The organism is Gordonia sp. B8661-1 (genome assembly GCF_059427765.1).
This window is the reverse complement of sequence record NZ_JCAHRL010000001.1, coordinates 776,047-797,205: the sequence shown is the minus strand read 5'-3', so window position 1 is coordinate 797,205 and position 21,159 is coordinate 776,047. Positions and strand designations below refer to the sequence as shown.

At 67.6% G+C, this 21,159-nt stretch carries 19 protein-coding genes; 11 read left to right on the top strand and 8 right to left on the bottom strand.

Annotation, left to right across the window (positions count from 1 at the left end; genetic code table 11):
* Positions 1–58: 58 nt before the first annotated feature.
* A complete protein-coding gene (locus tag AC4JJG_RS03755) occupies positions 59–634 on the bottom strand; it encodes a TIGR03086 family metal-binding protein (RefSeq protein WP_495398868.1) in 576 nt (191 codons plus the stop codon).
* 90 nt (positions 635–724) lie between these two features.
* Between AC4JJG_RS03755 and AC4JJG_RS03750 the strand changes: the two genes are divergently transcribed.
* Entirely contained in the window at positions 725–1,687 is a 963-nt protein-coding gene (locus tag AC4JJG_RS03750; protein WP_495398869.1) for a helix-turn-helix transcriptional regulator, read from the top strand.
* Between the two features lie 216 nt (positions 1,688–1,903).
* On the opposite strand, the gene AC4JJG_RS03745 is transcribed toward AC4JJG_RS03750, so the two are convergent.
* From AC4JJG_RS03745 to AC4JJG_RS03725, 5 genes are read right to left on the bottom strand one after another with little or no spacing between them, the layout of a single operon-like run.
* The gene (locus AC4JJG_RS03745) at positions 1,904–2,557 is read right to left on the bottom strand and encodes a GntR family transcriptional regulator (protein WP_495398870.1); all 654 of its coding nucleotides are present in this window, start codon (positions 2,555–2,557) and stop codon (positions 1,904–1,906) included.
* A complete protein-coding gene (locus AC4JJG_RS03740) occupies positions 2,557–3,801 on the bottom strand; it encodes a CaiB/BaiF CoA transferase family protein (RefSeq protein ID WP_495398871.1) in 1,245 nt (414 codons plus the stop codon). Before AC4JJG_RS03740 ends, AC4JJG_RS03745 begins: the two co-directional genes overlap by 1 nt.
* The gene (locus AC4JJG_RS03735) at positions 3,798–4,841 is read right to left on the bottom strand and encodes an acyl-CoA dehydrogenase family protein (RefSeq protein ID WP_495398872.1); all 1,044 of its coding nucleotides are present in this window, start codon (positions 4,839–4,841) and stop codon (positions 3,798–3,800) included. Before AC4JJG_RS03735 ends, AC4JJG_RS03740 begins: the two co-directional genes overlap by 4 nt.
* Complete coding sequence (locus AC4JJG_RS03730) at positions 4,838–5,977, bottom strand: acyl-CoA dehydrogenase family protein (protein ID WP_495398873.1); 1,140 nt, start codon at positions 5,975–5,977, stop codon at positions 4,838–4,840. Before AC4JJG_RS03730 ends, AC4JJG_RS03735 begins: the two co-directional genes overlap by 4 nt.
* A 4-nt stretch (positions 5,978–5,981) precedes the next feature.
* On the bottom strand, positions 5,982–6,773 hold the full coding sequence (locus AC4JJG_RS03725) for an enoyl-CoA hydratase-related protein (protein ID WP_495398874.1): 792 nt from the start codon (positions 6,771–6,773) through the stop codon (positions 5,982–5,984).
* Between the two features lie 212 nt (positions 6,774–6,985).
* Here AC4JJG_RS03725 and AC4JJG_RS03720 point away from each other — a divergent pair, with 212 nt between their 5' ends.
* The 3 genes from AC4JJG_RS03720 (at position 6,986) to AC4JJG_RS03710 (ending at position 10,060) form a co-directional block, all read left to right on the top strand.
* Positions 6,986–8,056, top strand: a complete 1,071-nt coding sequence (locus AC4JJG_RS03720; RefSeq protein ID WP_495398875.1) for an enoyl-CoA hydratase/isomerase family protein — start codon at positions 6,986–6,988, stop codon at positions 8,054–8,056.
* A 33-nt stretch (positions 8,057–8,089) separates the two neighbouring features.
* Positions 8,090–8,866: an enoyl-CoA hydratase gene (locus AC4JJG_RS03715; RefSeq protein WP_495398876.1), complete on the top strand. Its 777-nt coding sequence runs from the start codon at positions 8,090–8,092 to the stop codon at positions 8,864–8,866.
* Between the two features lie 186 nt (positions 8,867–9,052).
* Positions 9,053–10,060: an alpha/beta hydrolase gene (locus tag AC4JJG_RS03710; RefSeq protein ID WP_495399604.1), complete on the top strand. Its 1,008-nt coding sequence runs from the start codon at positions 9,053–9,055 to the stop codon at positions 10,058–10,060.
* A gap of 7 nt (positions 10,061–10,067) precedes the next feature.
* Here the strand turns inward: AC4JJG_RS03710 and kstR are convergent, their stop codons facing one another.
* A complete protein-coding gene (kstR, locus tag AC4JJG_RS03705) occupies positions 10,068–10,724 on the bottom strand; it encodes a cholesterol catabolism transcriptional regulator KstR (RefSeq protein ID WP_495398877.1) in 657 nt (218 codons plus the stop codon).
* A 119-nt stretch (positions 10,725–10,843) separates the two neighbouring features.
* Here kstR and AC4JJG_RS03700 point away from each other — a divergent pair, with 119 nt between their 5' ends.
* The 7 genes from AC4JJG_RS03700 to AC4JJG_RS03670 all read left to right on the top strand — a co-directional run bounded on the left by AC4JJG_RS03700 (position 10,844) and on the right by AC4JJG_RS03670 (position 19,703).
* Positions 10,844–13,021 carry an acyl-CoA dehydrogenase family protein gene (locus AC4JJG_RS03700; protein WP_495398878.1) on the top strand — a complete coding sequence of 726 codons (2,178 nt, stop codon included), beginning with the start codon at positions 10,844–10,846 and terminating at the stop codon, positions 13,019–13,021.
* A 117-nt stretch (positions 13,022–13,138) separates the two neighbouring features.
* Positions 13,139–14,245: an acyl-CoA dehydrogenase family protein gene (locus tag AC4JJG_RS03695; RefSeq protein ID WP_495398879.1), complete on the top strand. Its 1,107-nt coding sequence runs from the start codon at positions 13,139–13,141 to the stop codon at positions 14,243–14,245.
* On the top strand, positions 14,235–15,398 hold the full coding sequence (locus tag AC4JJG_RS03690) for an acyl-CoA dehydrogenase family protein (RefSeq protein WP_495398880.1): 1,164 nt from the start codon (positions 14,235–14,237) through the stop codon (positions 15,396–15,398). Before AC4JJG_RS03695 ends, AC4JJG_RS03690 begins: the two co-directional genes overlap by 11 nt.
* Positions 15,395–16,429, top strand: coding sequence for a bifunctional MaoC family dehydratase N-terminal/OB-fold nucleic acid binding domain-containing protein (locus AC4JJG_RS03685; protein WP_495398881.1), 1,035 nt, complete (start codon positions 15,395–15,397; stop codon positions 16,427–16,429). The genes AC4JJG_RS03690 and AC4JJG_RS03685 overlap by 4 nt, the downstream gene beginning before the upstream one ends.
* Positions 16,426–16,848, top strand: coding sequence for a MaoC family dehydratase (locus tag AC4JJG_RS03680; RefSeq protein WP_495398882.1), 423 nt, complete (start codon positions 16,426–16,428; stop codon positions 16,846–16,848). Before AC4JJG_RS03685 ends, AC4JJG_RS03680 begins: the two co-directional genes overlap by 4 nt.
* A complete protein-coding gene (locus AC4JJG_RS03675) occupies positions 16,845–18,014 on the top strand; it encodes a lipid-transfer protein (RefSeq protein ID WP_495398883.1) in 1,170 nt (389 codons plus the stop codon). The genes AC4JJG_RS03680 and AC4JJG_RS03675 overlap by 4 nt, the downstream gene beginning before the upstream one ends.
* Before the next feature lie 45 nt (positions 18,015–18,059).
* Positions 18,060–19,703 (top strand): AMP-binding protein, encoded by a 1,644-nt coding sequence (locus AC4JJG_RS03670; protein ID WP_495398884.1) that lies wholly within the window; start codon positions 18,060–18,062, stop codon positions 19,701–19,703.
* 194 nt (positions 19,704–19,897) lie between these two features.
* Here the strand turns inward: AC4JJG_RS03670 and AC4JJG_RS03665 are convergent, their stop codons facing one another.
* Positions 19,898–21,157: an SLC13 family permease gene (locus AC4JJG_RS03665; protein WP_495398885.1), complete on the bottom strand. Its 1,260-nt coding sequence runs from the start codon at positions 21,155–21,157 to the stop codon at positions 19,898–19,900.
* Positions 21,158–21,159: the final 2 nt, after the last annotated feature.

Genomic DNA, 21,159 nt, shown 5'->3' with positions numbered 1-21,159 from the left:
GCTTCCTGACCGCTACCGCGATACCGCTCGCCTCGGATGGCGAGCGGTATCGGACAGGTCAGCGAGAGCTGCGGCCGTTCCAGTTGGCCAGACGTTCGGTGGGCCCCGCGTCGGGTGCGGATTCGACGACGGCGGCGAACGGAACCGCGTCGTCGGCGCGGATCTCTGCGGGGATGAACTGTCGTGCGACGGCCAGTGTGGCCTCGACGATTGCCGGATCGGCCTCACTGTCCTGCCCGGTCGCGGTGGCGAGATCCCAACCGTGGGTGAGGGTTTCGTTGACATATCCCCAGAGCGCGCCGGCGCCGGGTACCTCGCCCCAGGGGACCGTGACCATCCGGACGAGCGTGGCGTCGTCCGACCACAGATCGATGGCGCGACCGGTGAGCTCCGCGTACGTCGCGGCATCGTGCCGGGCGTCGGCGGTGTTGACGGTCATCGCGTCGTCGCCCTGACCGAGGGCCACGGCACGGCATGCGGTGCCGATCAGGTGGCCGGCCAGGGCGCGGACGTCGAATTCCGTGCACGGTGTGGAGAAACCCAGCTGATCGTCGGTGACGCCCTCGAGTAGGGCGGTCACCCATGAGGTGGCGGCGGCGTAGTACGGACGGGGATCTGCGGGCTGTGCGGTCATCGGGATGTCCTTTCGTCGTTCGGTGACATCAGTCAGTCAAACCCCGATACCTGACATCTTCTGTCATGATTTCGGGGGAGGATTCGGGATATGCGTGCGGAACGGTTGATCGCCGTGCTCATGTTGCTGAAGCGGCATGAGCGGATCACCGCTGCCGCCCTGGCCGCCGAACTCGGGGTCTCCGAACGCACTGTGCTGCGCGACATCGACTCGCTCTCGCTGTCCGGCGTCCCGGTGTATGCCGAGCGGGGACGGCACGGAGGCTTTGCCCTGCTGCCCGGATATCGCACCGACCTCACCGGGCTGACCGTCGACGAGGCGACCTCGTTGCTCGCGGGGACGGGACGTCTGGACTCGCCCGCGTTCACGAGTGCGATGCGCAAGGTCGCGGCCGCGATGCCGGATCAGCAACGACAGCGTGCGGCACGAGCCGCTCAACGTGTTCTCGTCCGGCCCGAGGGATTTGTACGCGAGGCGCCGGAAGTCGATGCACTGGAACCATTGCAGGAGGCCGTCTTCGCCGGCCTCCGCGTCCGACTGCGCTACACGCGGCGCGGCGCGGACGAGGCAGCCCTACGCGTCGTCGATCCGATCGGACTCATCGCCGCGGGCGACGTCTGGTACCTCGTGGCCCACGTGGTCGGTCCGGAGGGACACGCCTCCGGTACCGCCGCGTCGGAGCGGATGTACCGGGTGTCCCGAATGGCCGACGTGGAGATTCTCGACGAACCCGCGCAGCGGACCGACGACGTCGACCTCGCCGAGGTGTGGGAGCGTCGGCGCGCGTCCTTCCGCTCACAGTTCACGCCACTCGAGGTGGTGATCGACTGTGCGCCCGACGATGTCGCGCGGATCAGTGCGCCGCTGATCGTGGAGAAGGTGACCGCCGTCGACGGACCGGACGGTCGCGTGCGGGCGACTCTCCGCATCGGGGACGGCGAGCGCGCCGACCGTGTTCTCTGGTTCCTGATGTTCGACGTACCGCTCACCGTCGTCGAACCGGTCTGGCTCCGGGAAGCGTTGCGGGACAGGCTCGGTGAACGGATGCCGTGAGCAGGGGTCTCGATACGGTGGCTCGCTGCGCTCGCCGCCTACTCGACCGGCGAGAAGGAGTCGTCGATCGAGTCGCGCCGCCCGTTGATCGAGTAGCCCGCGAGCGCAGCGACCCCCCGTTGATCGAGTAGCCCGCGAGCGGATCGACCCCCCGTTGATCGAGTAGCCCGCGAGCGGAGCGAGCGTGCGTATCGAGATCACCGACCCAACCGTCGATCAGCGGCTGCCGGCGGCCGAATCACCCAGCAGCGCACCGGTACTCGTCTCACCGCCGTTGCGGTGTTCCTCCATCAACTCCACCAGCCGGACATTGTCGCCGTCGGCCAGCGCCTCGACCATCATGTCGTGTTCGGCGCACACCCGGCGGCGTGCGGCCGGATCGTAGAGATAGGCCGCGTGATACGGCATCGCCAGGTTCCAGAGTCGACGGAGCTCGGCGACGATCAGGTGGAGGCCGGACTGCTCGAACATGGCGAAGTGGAAGCGCTGGTTACTGATACGCATGGTGGGAACGTCGCCGGCATCGGCCGCCTCGGACACCAGGACGCCGAGTTCGCGGATCTCCTGCAGGGCTCCGGCATCGAGTCGGGGAATCGCCGACAGCACTTCACGTTCGAGAGCGGCACGCATGCGGTAGATCTGGTCGAACTCGCCCGGATCGAGGCGGGCGACGGTGTAGCCGACGTTCGGCTCGTGTCGCACGAGACCCTGTGTGGTGAGGTGCCGCAGTGCCTCCCGGATCGGCAGACGGCTCACCCCGAGCGTCTCGGCCATCGACTCCTGCCGGATCGGCTGTCCGGGGAGCAGCACCCCGGACAGGATCATCCGTTCGATATCGTCGGCAACACGTGCCGCGGTCTGTCCGGCCATCAGCCGGCGTCCGGTCCGAGAACCTGCGCGGTGCGCAACGCCGCGACGTCGTCCGCCGAATATCCCATGGCAGTGAGGATCTCATCGGTATGCGCACCGCGCGCCACCGGGGTCGTCGGTGGCCGGGTCGTCGACCGGCTCAGAGAGATGGGCACCCCGACACCGCGGTAGTCGTCGTTCTCGACGAACAGGCCCCGATGACGAACCTGTTCCGTGGTCAACGCCTGGTCGACGGTGTTGACCGGTGCGGCCGCCACGCCGGCCGCTTCGAGGCGCGGCGCCAGGTCGTCGCGTTCGAAGGTGCGGATGCGGTCCTGGAGTAGCGCGATCATGTCGTCGCGATTCGCATGGCGCTGCGCATTCGAGGCGAAGCGCGGATCCGAGGCGACGTCCGGGATGCCGAGGGCGTCGGTGAGGGAGCGGAATTGGCGATCGTTGAGCGCGCTGATGAACAGATCGCCGTCGGCCGCGGCGAAGACCTGGTAGGGCACGACCGTCGGATGCTGGTCGCCGGTCCGTGGGGACACGGTGTCGGCGGTTGCCCAGTTGGCGGTGTGCGGGTGCAGGATCGAGACGACGGCGTCGAGAAGGGTGATGTCGACGAGTTGTCCGCGGTTGCTGCGCATCCGCTCGAACAGGGCGAGGAGGATTCCGCTGAAGGCGAGACCCGCGGCCGTCATGTCGACGATCGGCACCCCGACCCGGAGCGGACCGCGGTCGGCGTAGCCGTTGACGCTCATCAACCCACCGTAGGCCTGCAGCACCGCATCGTATCCCGGTAGTCCGCCGAGGGGACCGTCGACGCCGTATCCGGTGATGCGGCAATAGATCTGCTCGGGGAACCGCTCGGCGAGCACCGTCTCATAGTCGAATCCCCAGCGGGCCATGGTGCCGGCCTTGAAGTTCTCCACCACGACGTCGGCGCCCGCGAGGAGATGCCCGAGGATCTCCTGCCCCTCGTCGGTGCGCAGATCCAGACAGAGGTTGCGTTTGTCGCGATTGAGGCCGGAGAAGTAGGCGCTGCTGCTCCCGTCGTCGGTGAACGGCGGTCCCCAGCCGCGGGTTTCGTCGCCGGCCGGTCCCTCCACCTTGATGACGTCGGCGCCGTGATCGGCGAGCATCTGCGTCGTGTACGGACCGGCCAGCACACGGCTGAGATCCAGTACCCGTATGCCGTGCAGAGGTGTGGTGGCCGGAGCCGCCGAGGATGCGGACCAGGCGGCGGCACCGTCGATGTCGGTCATTCGGTCTCACCCACGATGAGGTCCCATGGATCGGCACCCTCGTCGAGGATGCGCGCGGCGATCCGTTCATTCCATACGTGCTCGTCGCCCGCGCGGTCACGCCAGGTCCACAGCGATGTGGTGAAGCGGCCCAACGGATATTCGGCGGTGAAGCCGATGGCACCGTGGACCTGGTGGCCGGCCGCCGCGACCTCCTCGGCGTACCGGGAGGTGACGGACTTCGCCGCCGCGATGGTGGTGGACGTCGGCCGCTCGCCCGCCGCATCGGTGGCGGTCTCCATCAGCGTGGTCCGCGCCGCCAGTCCGGCAAGAGTCTGCTGGATGGCCTGGAACCGCGTCAGAGCGCGCCCGAACTGTTCGCGGTCACCCGCGTAGGCGAGTGTCGTGTCGAGAACGGCGCGCGCGGCCCCGGCGAGGGCCGTCGCATATCCCAGGGCAACTCGTGCCCGGATGTCGTCGGGCTCCACCGGCGACGGCGCGTGGAAAAGAGTTGGTGCCGAGGCGAGTACGACGTCGGCCACCGGGAGCCCGATCAGGTCGTGACCCACGCTCGCGGTGACTCCGTCGCCCGTCGCGTCGATGACGGCGACCGTGCCGGACCCGTTCGTCGCAGGTATCAGCAGGACCAGCACATCCGCATTCTCCAGATGGGAAATGTCGGTGGCGGTCCCGGTGATGACGACGTGATCGCCATCCGTTCGGCTGGTTCCGTCGAACCCGAGTGCCAGGGCTGCCGTGGTGTTCTCGGCGAGCGGATATCCGGCTCGTGCGCATAACCATGCCGCCGTCCCGTGCTCGATGACAGGGGTGAGGGCGCCGTGACGCGCCAGTGCCCCCACCACGGCGAGGACGTCCTGCTGGTTAGGTGAATCGTCGTCGTACTCGCCGTCTCCCAGGGCGTCCAGAGCGGTGAAACCGGACGCACTCAGTTGTGACCAGACTCCGGAATCGATTCCTGTGCAGGGCGTTTCGGTGTCGATGTCGACCCGGTCCAGGATGGTCGCGACGCCGGCGAGGACCTCTGATCGCAGGGTGCTCATCGAATCCCCAATCCGCGGGCGACGATGCCGCGCAAGATCTCATTGGTCCCGCCCCGCAGGGTGAATGCCGGTGTGTGCAGGACCCCGTGGGCCAGGAGGCGTGCGAACGGATCGTCGGTGTCGCGTCGGGCGATGATCCCGCTCGATGCCCGGATCGCTTGCACGAGATCGCCTTCGAATGCCGAGCCGAGATCCTTGACCATCGCCGCGAGGACGTCGGGTGTGCCGCCCCGCGAGAGCTCGTCGGCCACCCGCAGGGACATCTGACGTAGTGCCCAGGCCTGTGCCGTGAGCGCGCCGAGGGTGCTGCGCTCCTCCGCGGTGGCGCCATCGGCCCGGAGCCGTTCCGCCCAGGAGCGCAGCAGGGGCATCGTGCTCAGATACCGTTCCGGCCCCGACCGTTCGAATGCCAGTTCCGACATCACCTGCGACCATCCCCGACCGCGTTCGCCGAGCAGCGCGGATTTCGGCACCACGGCGTCGTGGAAGATGACCTCGTTGAAATGTGCCTGGCCGTCGATGCTGCGAATCGGACGGATCTCGATGTCGGGGTGCGGTAGGTCGACGAGCAATTGCGAGAGGCCCGACTGACGGTCGTCGGGTCGACCGTCGGTGCGCGCCAACAGGATCATCGCGTGCGCGAGGTGTGCTCCGGTGGTCCACACCTTGGTTCCGGTGATGGTCCAGGTATCGCCGTTGTCGACGGCTCGGGTGCGTACGCTCGCCAGATCCGAGCCGGCATCGGGTTCACTCATGCCGATGGCGAAGAACATCCGGCCCTCGGCGATCGCGGGGATGTAGCGTCGCTTCTGGTCGTCGGTGCCGTTGGCGAGGATGCCCGGGGCCATCTGCCGGTCGGCGATCCAGTGCGCGGCGACCGGTGCACCGTGCGCCAGCAACTCCTCGGTGATGACGAAACGCTCTGTTGCCGTTCGTCCCTGGCCGCCGTACTCGGTGGGCATCGTCATCCCGAGCCAACCGCGGGCGCCGAGGCGTGCACTGAACTCCGGATCGAATCCGGTCATCCAACTGTCGGTGTCCGGCGTGAAGCGGCCGGTGTCGATCTCCTCACGGAGGAAGGTTCGGACGTCCGCGCGAAGTGCGGACAGTGTCGTGGCCGGTGGCGCGGTGGTCATGCGGCTACTTGCCCGGTCCGCGAGACGACCAGGCCTGCTTGCCCTTTCGGGACATCGACCACATCTGCACGCCACGCTCGATCTCCAGCGCCGACGACCAGTTCACCGCGGGCGGGCCGAGTTCCAGCCGCGCGCTGTTCATGATGCGGCGGGTGAGTTCCGGGTCGGCGGCCGCGGGGCCGGTCAGTCGATCGATGATGCCGGGCAGGTCGGCCACCGGTGCCGCGGTGTGAGCGAGTCCGCGCGCCACGGCCTCGGTCCCGCTCAGCGCCTGGCCGCAGGCAGCCATCGCGATGGTCTCGGACCACCCGACGGCACGCCCGAGCAGCGACAGATGGCCGCCTCCCGGATGGATGCTGCGTCCGAGAAAACCGCTGTCCAGCACCGCATCCGGGGTCGTCAGCAGGATATCGGTGGCCAGGGCGAGGTTCAGTCCGGCGCCCACCGCACCGCCGATCACCACCGAGATCGTCGGCACCGGAAGGCTTCCCACGCGGACGAACGCCGAATAGACGGCGGAGATGTTCTTGACGGCCTCGGGGGAGGCCGGATTGTCGGACGCGCTGGCCAGATTCCGCGTGTCGGCGCCGCTGCAGAAGTATTCGCCCGCCGCATCGACCACCACGACACCGATCGTCGTATCCGACTCGACCCGATCACAGAACTGCTCGATATCCGCGGCCATGTCCAGCGTGATCGCGTTCTTGCGCCGCGGATTGTTGAGGGTGAGACGGGCGACGCCGTCGGCGAAGGCCGTCCGGATCGTTGCCTCGGCGGGAGTGCTGTCAGTAGCCATGAGCGAGACCCTAGCAGATTGGATACAAAATGTGATCCGATACTGCCGTGCGGCTGGTCCTCGCCGCCGACTGCCCGGCCACACCGCCGCGCCCTGACTTTCGACGACTGCCCGCTTGTGTGAGCGGTTCGTCCGAGTGATGAATCGACGTTGAGATGGTTACTAGGATATGCAACCATCTACGTGCTGACCCTTGACGAGCAGGAGTGTTCATGGCCGACGAATCATCCGTTCTGACGTCGATCGACGGGCCGATAGCGTCGCTGACGCTCAATCGTCCGAAGTCGATCAACGCGCTGGATCATCCGATGGTGACCGCGATGGACTCCGCGCTGCGAGCCTGGGCCGAGGATGCCTCGATTGCTGCCGTGGTGTTGTCCGGCGCGGGGGAGCGCGGTCTGTGCGCGGGTGGCGACATCGTCGCGATCCATCGGGATGCATCGGCGCTCAGTTCTTCCGGTGCCGGCGATGCGGAGGCCGCGGCCTGTGCGTCCGCGGAGTTCTGGGCCGACGAATACCGGCTGAACGCGGAGATCGCGGAGTATCCGAAGCCGTATGTCGCGATCATGGACGGGATCGTCATGGGCGGAGGTGTGGGGATCTCGGCGCACGCGAACACCCGGATCGTCACCGATCGCACGCGCCTGGCGATGCCCGAGGTCGGGATCGGATTCGTCCCCGACGTCGGCGGGACGCATCTGCTGGCGCGGGTCGCCGACGGCCTTGGTGTCTATGCGGCCCTGACTGCCGGCTCGTTGCGTGGCGCCGACGCCATCGCGCTCGGCCTCGCCGATCACTACATCCCGGCCGACGATCTGCCCGCCTTCCGGGCCGCGCTGATCGAGCACGGCCTCGACGAGGCGCTCGCGACCTTCGCCCAGCAGCCGCCGGTGTCCGCGCTCGAGGCCGACCGGGAGTGGATCAGCGAGGCATTCGCCGCGGATACGGTCGCCGAGATCATCGATCGGTGCCGTTCGGTGGGAACTGATTCGGCGACCGCGACCGCCGACACCATCGCCGCGAAGAGCCCGACCGCACTCGCCGTCACCCTGCGGTCCCTTCGCGACGTGCACCCGGCGCTGCCCGATACGCTGCGTCGTGAGTACCGGGTGTCCCTGCGCAGCCTGCTGCATCCGGACATGGCAGAAGGGATTCGCGCCCAGGTGATCGACAAGGACCGGAACCCGGCCTGGTCACCGACAAGTGCAGGCGAGGTGTCCGAGGAGACCGTGGACGCCTTCTTCGCGCCGCTGCCCGACGGTCTCGAACTCGACATCCAGTGACGCACGACAATCACCGAACACAGGAGAATCCAGATGGCTGACCACGAGACGATCATCGTCGAACGCGACGGCCGCGTCGGCATCATCACCCTCAACCGGCCCAAGGCGCTCAACGCGCTGAATACCACTCTGATGGGTGAGGTCGTCGGTGCGGCAACCGAATTCGACCGCGACCCGGATATCGGCGCCATCGTCATCACGGGGTCCGACCGGGCGTTCGCGGCGGGCGCGGACATCAAGGAGATGTCGTCGAAGTCGTACGCCGACGTCGTCACCGAACAGTTCTTCGGTGCCTGGGACGACCTGGCGCGTCTGCGCACGCCGATCATCGCGGCCGTGAACGGCTACGCCCTGGGCGGCGGCTGTGAGCTGGCGATGCTGTGCGACATCCTGATCGCCGGCGACACCGCCGTCTTCGGCCAGCCGGAGATCAACCTCGGTGTCATCCCCGGCATCGGCGGATCGCAGCGGCTGACGCGCGCGGTCGGCAAGGCCAAGGCCATGGATCTCGTGCTCACCGGCCGTCAGATGAAGGTCGACGAGGCCGAACGCGCCGGTCTGGTGTCGCGGGTGGTGCCGGCCACCGACTGCCTGTCCACCGCGAAAGAAGTGGCCGCCACGATCGCCGGGAAGTCGTTCATCGCGTCGACCCTGGCCAAGGATGCGGTCAACCGGGCCTTCGAGACCACACTCACCGAAGGCCTGCGCGCCGAGCGGACCCTCTTCTACTCGACGTTCGCCACCGAGGATCAGACCGAGGGCATGGCCGCCTTCGTGGACAAGCGCGACCCGACGTTCACGCATCGCTGAGTCTCGCCGGACGCACCGTCGGATCGCCATCGTCGCACGTCACAACTGGCTAACAAGCCGGTCACCGACTTTGGTGAGGACGCACGAGTCGGATACTCTCAGTTACTAGTGTGACTGGAGTGGCTGGAGGGTCTGATGGTGCGTTGGTGTGGTGGCAATGGTCGGTTGGCCAAGCGGACCGCGGCGGTGATCGGTACCGCGCTGGCGGGCACGCTCGCGTTCGGCGCCACGTCCGCAGTGGCGGACCCGGCGCCGAAGTCCCACATCGACACGGTGATCCACGATTCGGCGCATCGGGTCACCGCGATCGTCTATTCGGCCTCCATGGACAAGATGATCCCGGTGACGGTCCTGCGGCCGCGCGATACCAGCAAGCCGAGTCCGACGCTCTACCTGCTCAACGGCGCGGGTGGTGGGGAGGACTCCGCGAGCTGGGCGATGAAGACCGACTACGAGAAGTTCTTCGCCGACAAGAACGTCAACGTGGTCACCCCCGTCGGCGGCGCGTTCTCGTACTACACCGACTGGGAACGTGACGATCCCGCGCTGGGCCGCAACAAGTGGTCGACCTTCCTGACCAAGGAACTGCCCCCGCTGATCGACAAGGAATTCAACACGACGAAGGCCAACGCCATCGCCGGGATCTCGATGGCGGGCACGTCGGTGCTCAACCTCGCCATCGCCGCACCCCGGCTGTATCGCGCGGTTGCCGCGTACAGCGGATGCGCGCGAACGAGTGATCCGCTGGGGCAGACCTACATCCGCATGGTCGTCGGTGACCGCGGACGGGCCGACGTGAACAACATGTGGGGCCCGATGGGCGGCCCCGGCTGGCGTGCCAACGATCCCTACATCCACGCTGCGAAACTGCGTGGCACCAAGGTGTACATGACCAGCGGTTCCGGATTGCCCGGGCCGTATGACCGGATCGATGCCCGCGGTGTCGACGGCGACCCGATGACGCTGGCGAATCAGGTCGTCCTCGGCGGTGTCATCGAGGCGGCGATCAACGCGTGCACGCGCGACATGGCCGACCGGCTGCGGCAGCTACGCATCCCGACACAGACCTTGTTGCGCCCCAACGGATCTCACTCGTGGGAGTACTGGGAGAACGATCTGCATCGCACCTGGCCGATGATCGCGGCGGATCTCAATCGCACGCAGCGCGTGGCCAAGCCGGTGAAGGGCCGCTGACGGGCGATCAGCTCGGACGGTCGCGCAGCAGCAGGCGAACGGTCAGCTCGAGTCGATTGGTGACGTCGGTGGCCGATGCGCGGCGCGTCAGCCACTGGACGAGATTCGACATCCACACGTCGGCGAGGACGTGCGCGATGGCCAGATCGTCCTCGGTGGGTTCGCCCTCCTCGACCATGGCGCCGGCGAGCAGTCGATCGATGATGCCCGCGACCTGATCCACCTCGGCGGTCGCGGAGGCGTCGGCGAACATGAAAGCGCGCGTCATGGCCTCGGTGAGCAGCGGGTCACGCTGCATCGCGTAGGTGATCATGTCGAGGACGTGGCGCAGTCGCTCCATGGCGTTGTCGCCGCGCAGCTGTGAACGGTCCACGCGCGCCTCGACGCGGCCGAGTTCGCGGGCCAGCGAGGTCACGAGCAGGTGGACCTTCGAGGGGAAATAGCGGTAGAGCGTGCCGACCGCGACATCGGCCTTCTCGGCCACGGTGCGCATCTGGACGGCGTCATAGCCGCCCTTGGAGGCGAGTGCGAGGGTGGCGTCCAGAATCCGGCGCCTGCGTTCACGCTGCGCGGCGGACCCGGTGTCGGCCCCGACCGACGACACCCCGGCCGCGGCATCGGGCGGGGCGTCCGCCGATGTTCCTGCCGATCCGATGCGTGTCATGAGTCTCGTACATCCTCACGTGGTCGAGGTGTTGACCGTGGCTACCGGTCGGCAACCACCCATGGCATATTAGAACAGGTTCTAATTGACCGTCACAACTCGACATTCAGAGGATTCACGTGACAATCGCCACGTCCACCGAACAGATCGCCGTCTGCGACGCGATCGCCACCTGGGCACAGGGTGCCCGTACCGCCGAGCTGGTCCGCGCGGACATCGACAAGCCCGCCGACCAGTGGGCCGGGCTGTTCGCCCAGCTCGCCGAATTCGGGCTGTTCGCCGCCGCCCTGCCCGAGGCCCGTGGGGGCTTCGGCGCGACCTTCGCCGACGTCGCCGCGATGATCGAACAGTGCGGGGCGAGTCTCGTACCGGGGCCGATCGGGCCCACGGTCGTGACCGCACTCGCGCTGGCCACCGTAACCGACGAACGCGCCGACGACCTGCTGGGCGCGCTCGCCGCGGGTGAGACGCCCGCCACGGTCCCCGCGACCGCGTACACCGCGGCGGCGAGCGGAACGGGACTCACGCTCGATGGCGGAACCCTCGATCTCGGCCTCGTCGGCGGGTACGTCGACGGGTGCGCACTGCTCGTGCCGGTCGGTGACGGATGGGTCGTCGTCCCACCGGGGACGGGCACCGCCGAGGTGGAGCCGCAGCCGCCGCTGTCCGGACTCGAGTCGGTGTCACGGGTCCGGTTGACCGGCATCGACGACGCCGACCTCATCGCGATCCCGGATGCGGGCACCGTCGCGGGTGTCCTGTCGGCGACGCTCGCGGCCTACCAGAGCGGTGTGGCCCGGTGGTCGCTGGACGCCGCCGTCGACTACGCCAAGGTGCGCACCCAGTTCGGCTCGCCGATCGGTTCGTTCCAGGCCGTCAAACACATCTGCGCCGACATGTTGTGCCGCAGCGAGGAACTCACCGCCGCGGCCTGGGACATCGCGAACGCGGTCGATGCCGTCCGCAACGCTCCGGGCGACGGGCGCGCGCAGGCCCAACTCGACCTGTGCCGTCTCGTCGCCGATGTGGAGACGGCCGACGTCGCCGTCGCCAACGCCAAGGACTGTGTACAGGTGCTCGGCGGGATCGGCTTCACCTTCGAGCACGATGCCCAGCTGTACCTGCGCGCGGCATCGGTCGCGCGTTCGGTGCTGGGCAACGGCACCGCGGCCCGGCGCGCACTGGGATGGGCCGGATTGTCCGGTGCGCGACGTGAATTCGAGATCGACCTGTCCTCGGTGGAAGGTCGTCGCGCCGAGGTCCGGGCGGAAATCGAACGTCTCGCGGCCATCGAGGCGGAGGACAGGCGACCGGAGCTGGCGCGGTCGGGCTACCTGATGCCGCACTGGCCCGTGCCCTACGGACTGGCGGCCGAGCCCGCGCTGCAGCTCCTCATCGACGCGGAGTTCGACCGCGTGGACGTCGTCCGGCCGGATCTGGTGATCGGCGCCTGGGCGATCCCGACGATCCTCGAACACGGCACCGACGACCAGCGGGAACGATTCGTCGCCCCGACGCTCGCCGGCGACATCGTCTGGTGTCAGCTGTTCAGCGAACCGGAAGCGGGATCGGACCTGGCGGCATTGCGCACCAAGGCAACTCGTGTCGACGGTGGGTGGCAGCTGCAGGGGCAGAAGATCTGGACGTCGCAGGCACACAACGCGACCTGGGGCGTCTGCCTGGCGCGCACCGATCCCGATGCGCCCAAACACAAGGGCATCACCTACTTCCTGGTCGACATGGCGTCCGCGGGCATCGACATCCGGCCGCTGCGTGAGCTCACCGGCCGTGCGAACTTCAACGAGGTGTTCCTCGACGGACTGTTCGTGCCCGACGACTGCGTGGTCGGCGAGGTGAACGGCGGCTGGCGGCTGGCGCGCACCACGCTCGCCAACGAACGCGTCGCGATGGGCGGATCGGGGCTGGGTGCCGAGATGGAGATGGTTCTGAGCGCGATCACCGAGGCGGGCAGGGAGCTCGACGCGGCGGAGTTGGCGGGACTCGGGACTCTTGTCGCCGAGGCTCAGGTCGGACGGGTCATCGATGCCCGCGCGGTCACCCAGCGTCTCGCCGGGCACGACCCGGGGGCACTGTCGAGCGTCCGGAAACTGCTCGGTGTGCACCATCGGCAGGCGGTACCGGAATTCGGTCTCGATCTCCTCGGGGCGGACGGTGTGCTGCTCGGGAACATGTCCGATCAGTTCCTGCAGAACCGGTGCCTGTCGATCGCCGGTGGAACCACGCAGATCCTGCGCACCGCGGCGGCAGAACGTATTCTGGGTTTGCCCCGCGGATAGCGCCCGGCACGGTCGACCGACGAGGACGTCGTCCCAGTTGAGGCCCCTATCCGAGCGCGACGTAACCTCCGTCTGATACAACTAGAACAAGTTCTAATTGTGCGAGGAGGCGGCAGGGTGGATTTTGCCCTCGATGACACGGCGATCGCGGTTCGGGACGCGGCCGCGGAGGTATTCGTCCGGCATCAACCGGACTGGGCGTCGAAGTTCGGTCACCGCGGTGCCGGGACCGCCGGGCCGGGGGCGTTCGACGAGGCGCTGTGGCGGTCGCTGACCGACGCGGGTCTCGTCGCGCTGCCCCTGCCGTCCGACCTCGGCGGCGACGACGTCGACGTACTCGGACTACTGCCCCTGCTCCGGGCGCTGGGCAAGGACGCCTCGGTCACCCCGGCCCCGGGCACCCTGGTGTCGTCACTCGTACTGGCCGCCGCGCCGGATGCGACGCGCGACCGGTGGGGAGCGACTCTCGCGGACGGCGCCTGGCATGCGATCGCACTGGGAGAGCCCGGCGACGCGCTCACCGCGACCCCGCGTACCAGCCTGGCCGACGGCATCCTCACCGGCACGAAATCCGGCGTGCTGCACGCGGACGGCGCCTCGGCCCTGCTCGTGAGCACCGACCGGGGGACGGTCTTCGTGGCACCCGACGCATCCGGAGTGACCGTCACCCGAACGCCGTCGTCGACCGGCTGGGGTGAGTACACCGTCGAATTCGACGGTGTGGCAGTGGATTCCGTGGACGTCATCGAGGACTCCCGGATGCGGGACCTCTACCGGCTCGTCCTGGCGGCGTACACCGACGGTCTGGTGGCCGGAGCCACGGAGCTGACCGCCGGTCACGTGAGCAAGCGGGAACAGTTCGGCAAACCCATCGCGCTGTTCCAGGCCGTCGGCCAACAGCTCGCGGACATCTACGTGGTGGGGCGCTCGCTGGACCTCGCGACCACCGCGGCCGCGTGGCGTCTGGCCGAAGGCCTCGATGCCACACAGGATCTCGACATCGCCACCTACTGGATGGCCGCCGAGGTGCCCGCGACCACCCGGACGATGACGCATCTGCACGGCGGCATCGGCGTGGATGTGACCTATCCGCTGCACCGCTACTTCTCGATCACCAAGGATCTGGCCCGGCTGGTCGGCGGCGCTAACGCGCGCCTCGACGAGATCGCCGACGGCACCGACTCGCGTCTCGACCCGAAAGCGCAGGGCGCACATGTTCATTGATCTGACGCCCGAGCAGCGGGCGCTACGCGACGAACTCCGGCAGTACTTCGCCGAACTGGTGAGCCCGGCGGACGTCGAGACCATGCTCACCGAACGCCACGGCGAGACCTACCGCAAGGTGATCCGTCAGATGGGCACCGACGGATGGCTCGGTGTCGGCTGGCCGAAGGAGTACGGCGGCAAGGGTTTCGGTGACATCGAACAACAGATCTTCACCAACGAGGCCGTGCGCGCGGACGTGCCGCTGCCGTCGGTGACACTGCAGACCGTCGGCCCGACCCTGCAGGTCCACGGCACCGACGAGCAGAAGAAGAAATTCCTGCCCGCCATCCTCGCAGGCGAAGTTCACTTCGCGATCGGCTACACCGAGCCCGAGGCCGGCACCGACCTGGCGTCGTTGACGACCTCGGCGGTCCTCGACGGCGATCACTATGTGGTCAACGGACAGAAGATCTTCACCACCGGCGGCCACGACGCCGACTACATCTGGCTGGCCGTCCGCACCGACAAGGATGCACCGAAGCACAAGGGCATCTCCATCCTCATCGTCGACACCTCCGATCCGGGTTTCAGCTGGACGCCGATCATCACCGCCGACGGCGCCCATCACGTGAACGCCACGTACTACAACGACGTCCGGGTTCCCGTGTCCATGCGTGTCGGCGAGGAGGGTGATGGCTGGAAGCTCATCACCACGCAGCTCAACCACGAACGCGTCATGCTCGGCCCGGCCGGACGCATCGACGGACTCGCGGCCCGTGTCCGGGACTGGGCACAGCGCCCCGGCCCGGACGCCACGGTCATCGCGACACAGCCCGACGTACGCCGCGCACTGGCCGAGATCGACGCGTATGCGCGCATCAACGAACTCCTCAACTGGCAGGTCGCCTCCACGGGTGAGGCGATCTCGATGGCGGATGCCGCGGCCACCAAGGTGTTCGCCACCGAACGGCTCCAGCATGTGTGTCGCCTGATCAACGAGATCGTCGGCCGCTACGGCGATTTCACCGATCCGGAGACCGCGGCTCTCGTCGACTGGCTCGACGTGCAGCAGAAGCGCAACGTCGTCATCACCTTCGGCGGTGGGGTGAACGAGGTCATGCGCGACATGATCGGTACCGCGGGACTGGGATTGCCGAGGGCCAAGCGATGAGCACACCGGAGCAGATCCTCGCCGGGGCGGAGGCGATCAAGGCCGACGGGCCCAGCGCACCCGTCCGTGGACGGGACCCGATCAATCAGCCGATGATCCACAACTGGATCGAGGCGATGGGCGATGCGAACCCGATTTATGTCGACGACGACGCGGCCCGCGCCGCCGGACACCAGGGCATCGTGGCGCCGCCGGCGATGGCGCAGGTGTGGACGATGCGCGGTCTGCACGGCGCCCGCACCGCCGACGATCCGCTGGGCCGCGCCACCGAACTGTTCGATGAGGCCGGCTACACCTCGGTCGTCGCGACCAACTGCGACACGGTCTATCACCGCTACACACGGCCCGGCGAGGAGGTCACCCTCTCCGCCGAGCTCATCGACGTGGTGGGCCCGAAGACGACGGCGTTGGGGGAGGGCTGGTTCTTCACCACCCGTAACGTGTGGTCGGTGGGTGACGAGGTGGTCGCCGAGATGTCCTTCCGCATCCTCAAGTTCCGGCCGCCGAACGCGGACGAGAAGCCGGCTGCGGCAGGCGGTTCCGGCGTTCCCGACGATCTCGATCCCTCCCGGATGCTGAAGCCGTCCGCGTCGCGGGACACGGCGTTCTTCTGGGACGGCGTCGCCGCACACGAACTGCGCATCCAGCAGGTCGAGGACGGTTCGCTCCGGCATCCGCCGATCCCCGCGATCTGGAAGGAACGGGAGTCCGACGGCACCGTGCCGATCACCGACTACGTGGTGTCCAGCGGCCGCGGAACGGTGTTCAGCTACGTGGTGCACCACGCGCCGAAGGTGCCCGGACGGCAGTTGCCGTTCGTGGTCGCCCTCGTCGAACTCGACGAAGGTGTGCGGATGCTCGGCGAGCTCCGCGACATCGATCCCGCCCAGGTGCGCATCGGCCTGCCCGTGGAGGTCCAGTTCCTCGATTTCGCCGACGATCCGGACACCGGTGCCGCTGCGTGGTCGCTCTACGCATGGCGCCCGGCCGCACCGAGCACCGACGAGCAGAGTAGGGAAGAGCAGTCATGACCAGTGCTGTGACGGCCGCCGTCGGCGATCAGCTGCCCGGCCTGACGATCGACGCCACCCCGACCTTCGTGGTGGCCTCCGCCCTCGCCACCCGGGACTTCCAAGACGTGCATCACGACCGGGATCTGGCGCAGGCCAAGGGCTCCAAGGACATCTTCGTCAACATCCTCACCGACACCGGACTGGTCGAACGGTTCGTCACCGACTGGGCGGGCCCCACGGCCCGTATCCGCTCGATCGCGCTGAAACTCGGCGTGCCCTGGTACGCCTACGATTCGGTGACCTTCGCCGGCGAGGTGACCGACGTGACCGACGGCGTCGTCACCATCTCGGTGACGGGGTCGAATTCCCTTGGCAAACATGTGATCTCGACCGTGACGCTGACCTTCGGCGAATCGGATCAGGAGGCAGGCCGATGACTCTTTCCGGGCAGACTGCGATCGCCGGTATCGGCGCCACCGAATTCTCCAAGGACTCCGGTCGCAGTGAGCTGCGGCTGGCCGCCGAGGCGGTCAACGCTGCACTCGCCGACGCGGGTCTGACCGCGGCCGACGTCGACGGTCTCGTGAGCTTCACCATGGACACCAATGCCGAGATCGCGGTGGCCCGTGCCGTCGGTATCCCGGAGCTGAAGTTCTTCTCCCGCATCCACTACGGTGGCGGCGCGGCCTGCGCCACCGTGCAGCAGGCCGCGATGGCGGTGGCCACCGGTGTCGCCGATGTGGTCGTCGCGTACCGCGCGTTCAACGAGCGTTCGGGACTCCGCTTCGGCCAGGTGAACTCGGCGGTGGCGAATCAGGAGAACTCGTCGGGTACCGACAACGCCTTCTCGTATCCGCACGGACTGTCCACGCCGGCGGCCTTCGTCGCGATGGTCGCCCAGCGGTACATGCACGACTTCGGCGCCACCAGTGAGGATTTCGGACGCATCGCGGTGGTCGACCGGAAACATGCGGCCGTGAACCCGAATGCGTTCTTCGAGGGCAAGCCGATCACTCTCGAGGATCATCAGAAGTCGCGCTACATCGCCGAGCCGCTGCATCTGCTCGACTGCTGCCAGGAATCCGACGGCGGCGTGGCCATCGTGGTGGTCTCCGCGGAGCGGGCGCGGGATCTCGCGCAGCGTCCGGCGGTGATCGCGGGCGCGGCGGCCGGCAGCGGTCCCGATCAGTTCATCATGACGAGCTACTACCGCGACGACCTCGCGACCCTGCCGGAGATGGGGCTCGTGGGGCGGCAGTTGTGGGAACAATCCGGCCTCCGGCCCGACGACATGGATATGGCTGTCCTTTATGACCATTTCACTCCCTACACCCTGATCCAGCTGGAAGAATTGGGGTTCTGTGGGCGCGGTGAGGCGAAGGACTTCGTCCGTGAGCCCGGCGCGCTCGAAGTCGGCGGACGGCTCCCGCTCAACACCCACGGGGGACAACTCGGTGAGGCCTACATCCACGGGATGAACGGCATCGCCGAGGCCGTGCGGCAGCTGCGCGGCACGTCGGTCAACCAGGTCGACGACGCCGAGAAGGTCGTCGTCACCGCGGGCACCGGTGTGCCCACCAGCGGACTCGTTCTCACCCGCTGACCCCCTGATGTACCGGAATATCAAGGCACACAAAAGGAAGCGCACATGAAGTTCAATCTGGCCGACGTGTTCGAGACGGTTGCCGACTCGGTGCCGGAGCGTATCGCCCTCAACTACGGTGGGCAGGCGATCAGCTACGCCGAGCTCGACGGGCTCGCCAACCAGGTGGCGCATCTGCTGCGTGATGCCGGGATCGGTGCCTTCGACAATGTCTCCCTGTTCCTCAAGAACAGTGTCGAGCACGTGACGAGCCTGCTCGGATTGCTGAAGATCCGCGCGGTGCCGGTCAACATCAATTACCGGTACACGAATCCCGAGTTGCAGTACATCTTCGACAACTCCGACTCCCGCGCGATCATCGTCGAACTGCCCGAACATCAGCGCAGTGTGGCCCGGCTGCTCGCCGAGGTACCCACGGTCCGAACCGTTTTCGTGATCGGTGACGTCGTCGACGAACTGACCGAGGCGGCACGGTCGCTGCCGGACGGTCGGACCGTCGACGTCGTCCCCTTCGCCGGCTTCGCGGACAAACCCGCGGGACGCGACTTCGAGCCGCGCACCGGCGAAGAGCTGTACCTGCTGTACACCGGCGGCACCACCGGATACCCCAAGGGCGTCATGTGGCAGCACGACGACTTCTTCCGCAAGCCGCTGTCAGGTGGCAATCCCTACGGCGAGGCACGGAAGGATCTCGAGGAGATCTCCACCGCGGTCAAGGATTTCCCGTCGATGTCCTTCCTGCTCGCCGCGCCGCTCATGCACGGCGCCGCCTCGTATTCGCTGTTCACCTTCTTCACCCTCGGCGGTCGACTGGTCATCGAACGCGACTTCAATCCCGAGGCCATCGTCTCCAGTGTGGAAGCCAATCAGGTGCAGCTCATCCTGATCGTCGGCGACGCGATGGGACTGCCGCTGGTCGAGGAGTTCGAGAAGCGCAAGGGTGAGGTCGACCTGTCGTCGCTGTTCTCGGTGACCTCCGGCGGTGCCATCTGGTCGCAGCACTGCCGCGACCGGTTCCTCGGCGTCAAGGAAGATCTGTTGCTGCGCGACAACTTCGGTGCGTCCGAGTCCGGCAACGACGGCGAGATCGTGATGGACGAGAGCGGACACCTCCGGGTGCCGCCGACCGACAAGATGATGGTCGTCGACGAAAGCCTCAACCAGATCCAGCCGGGCAGCGGCGAGATCGGCTACATCGCCCGCATCGGCAATGTGCCGCTGGGCTATTACAAGGACGAGGAGAAGTCGGCCCGCACCTTCCCGACACTCCCGGACGGCCGGCGCGTCTCGGTGCTGGGCGACATGGGCACCGTCGAGGCCGACGGCACCATCGTGTTCCTCGGACGCGGATCGCAGTGCATCAACACCGGCGGCGAGAAGGTGTTCGCCGAGGAGGTCGAGGCCGTGCTGCACGCGCATCCCGCGATCGCCGATGCACTCGTCGTCCCGGTACCCGACCCGAAGTACGGCCAGGGCGTCGGTGCGGTGATCTCGGTGGCCGAGGGCGAGTCCGAGCCCTCCGTCGAGGAGGTGCAGGCCTTCGCACGCGAGTCGCTGGCCGGCTACAAGGTGCCGCGCACCATCGTGTTCGTGGACGAGGTCAAGCGCACCCCGGCAGGCAAGGCGGACTATCGCTGGGCCAAGGAAGCGGCCGCCGGTGCGGCCGAAACCGCCGGCGCTGCTTCCTGATTGGTGGCCGGGATCTCGATACGCGCTCGGCTGGCGCCTCGCGCTACTCGATCAGCATCCAAGAGAGGCGTTGATAGGCTGGGCGCGCGGCATATAGCTGATCGAGTGCCTGGGAGGTCCGGGCGCGACATATCGCTGACCGAGTAGCGTGCGAGCGCAGCGAGCCCGCGTATCGAGATCCCCGCGTATCGAGGTCACAGCACCAACCACAGCGCCGTGACCGCCACCAGCAGTGTCGGCGGCACGGTGAGTGCACCCAGGAGCAGGTACTGGCGTGACGGGGTCGCCGACTGCTGACGGTGCATGACCTCCCGCCACAGCAGGTTCGCCAGCGAACCGAAATGTGCCAGGTTGGGGCCGATGTTGACGCCGAGGAGCACCGCCAGCACCAGGCCCGGTTGATGGGCCACGAGCGGTACCAGCAGCAGTGTGGCGGGCAGGTTGTTCAGCAGATTCGCCAGGAGCGCTGCCAGCGCGGCCACCCCGAGCAGCGCGAGAAAGCCGGTGCCCGACGGGATCACGTCGGCGACGGCCGTGCCGATCGGCCCCTGCCGAATGGGCAGGATGATGACGCCCAGGGCGGCCACGAACGTCAGGAACGGCAGGTTCACCACCGAGATCGTGCGGCGTACGGTGTCGACGGGAGAACGGAACAGCAACGGCGCCACCATGATCGCCGCACCGACGGCAGCCACCGCGGCGAGCGGCACATGGAGTGGTTCGGCCACGACGAAGGCGATCAGCAGAAGCGCCAGCATGACGAGGACGGCCCGCGGTGCCTGCGGAGCCTCGGGCGGTGGCCCATCGGTGGTCGTCGGAATCGGCGGCATCGCCAGCGTCGAGGCGAAGAACCATCGAAACACCAGATATTCCACGATGATTGCCGCCAGCCACGGTCCCGTCATCAGGCCGGTGAACTCCAGGAAGGACAACCCGGTCGCGCCGAAGGCCAGCAGATTGGTCAGATTCGACACCGGCAACAGCGTGGAGGCCGTGTTGGCCAGATGGTTGGTCGCGTAACCCACCGGTGCCACGCGCGCACCGACACGCCGGGCCGTCGCCACCGCGACGGGGGTCAGCAACACGATCGTGGTGTCCAGACTGAGGACCGCGGTGGTCACCGCGGCCACCGCGAAGACGATGCGCAACAACCGATACGGGGATGCGCGACTCCAGCGTGCGATCACGGCGCCCACCCACTCGAAGACCCCGGTCCGGGCACACACGTCCGCGACGACCAGCATCGCCGCGAGGAAGCCGATCGTCGGTGCCATGAAACGGATCTCGTCGGCTGCCGCCCGCGGGCCGACGAGTCCCAGTCCGACGAGGAGCAGTGCCGCGGGCACGGCATACACGGCCGGTGGCAGTCGTCGCACGGCGATGGTGCCGCCGACGACCACGACGAGGATCGTCAGCGCGACGGCGACACCGATGCCGCTATCGGCGGACAGCACGC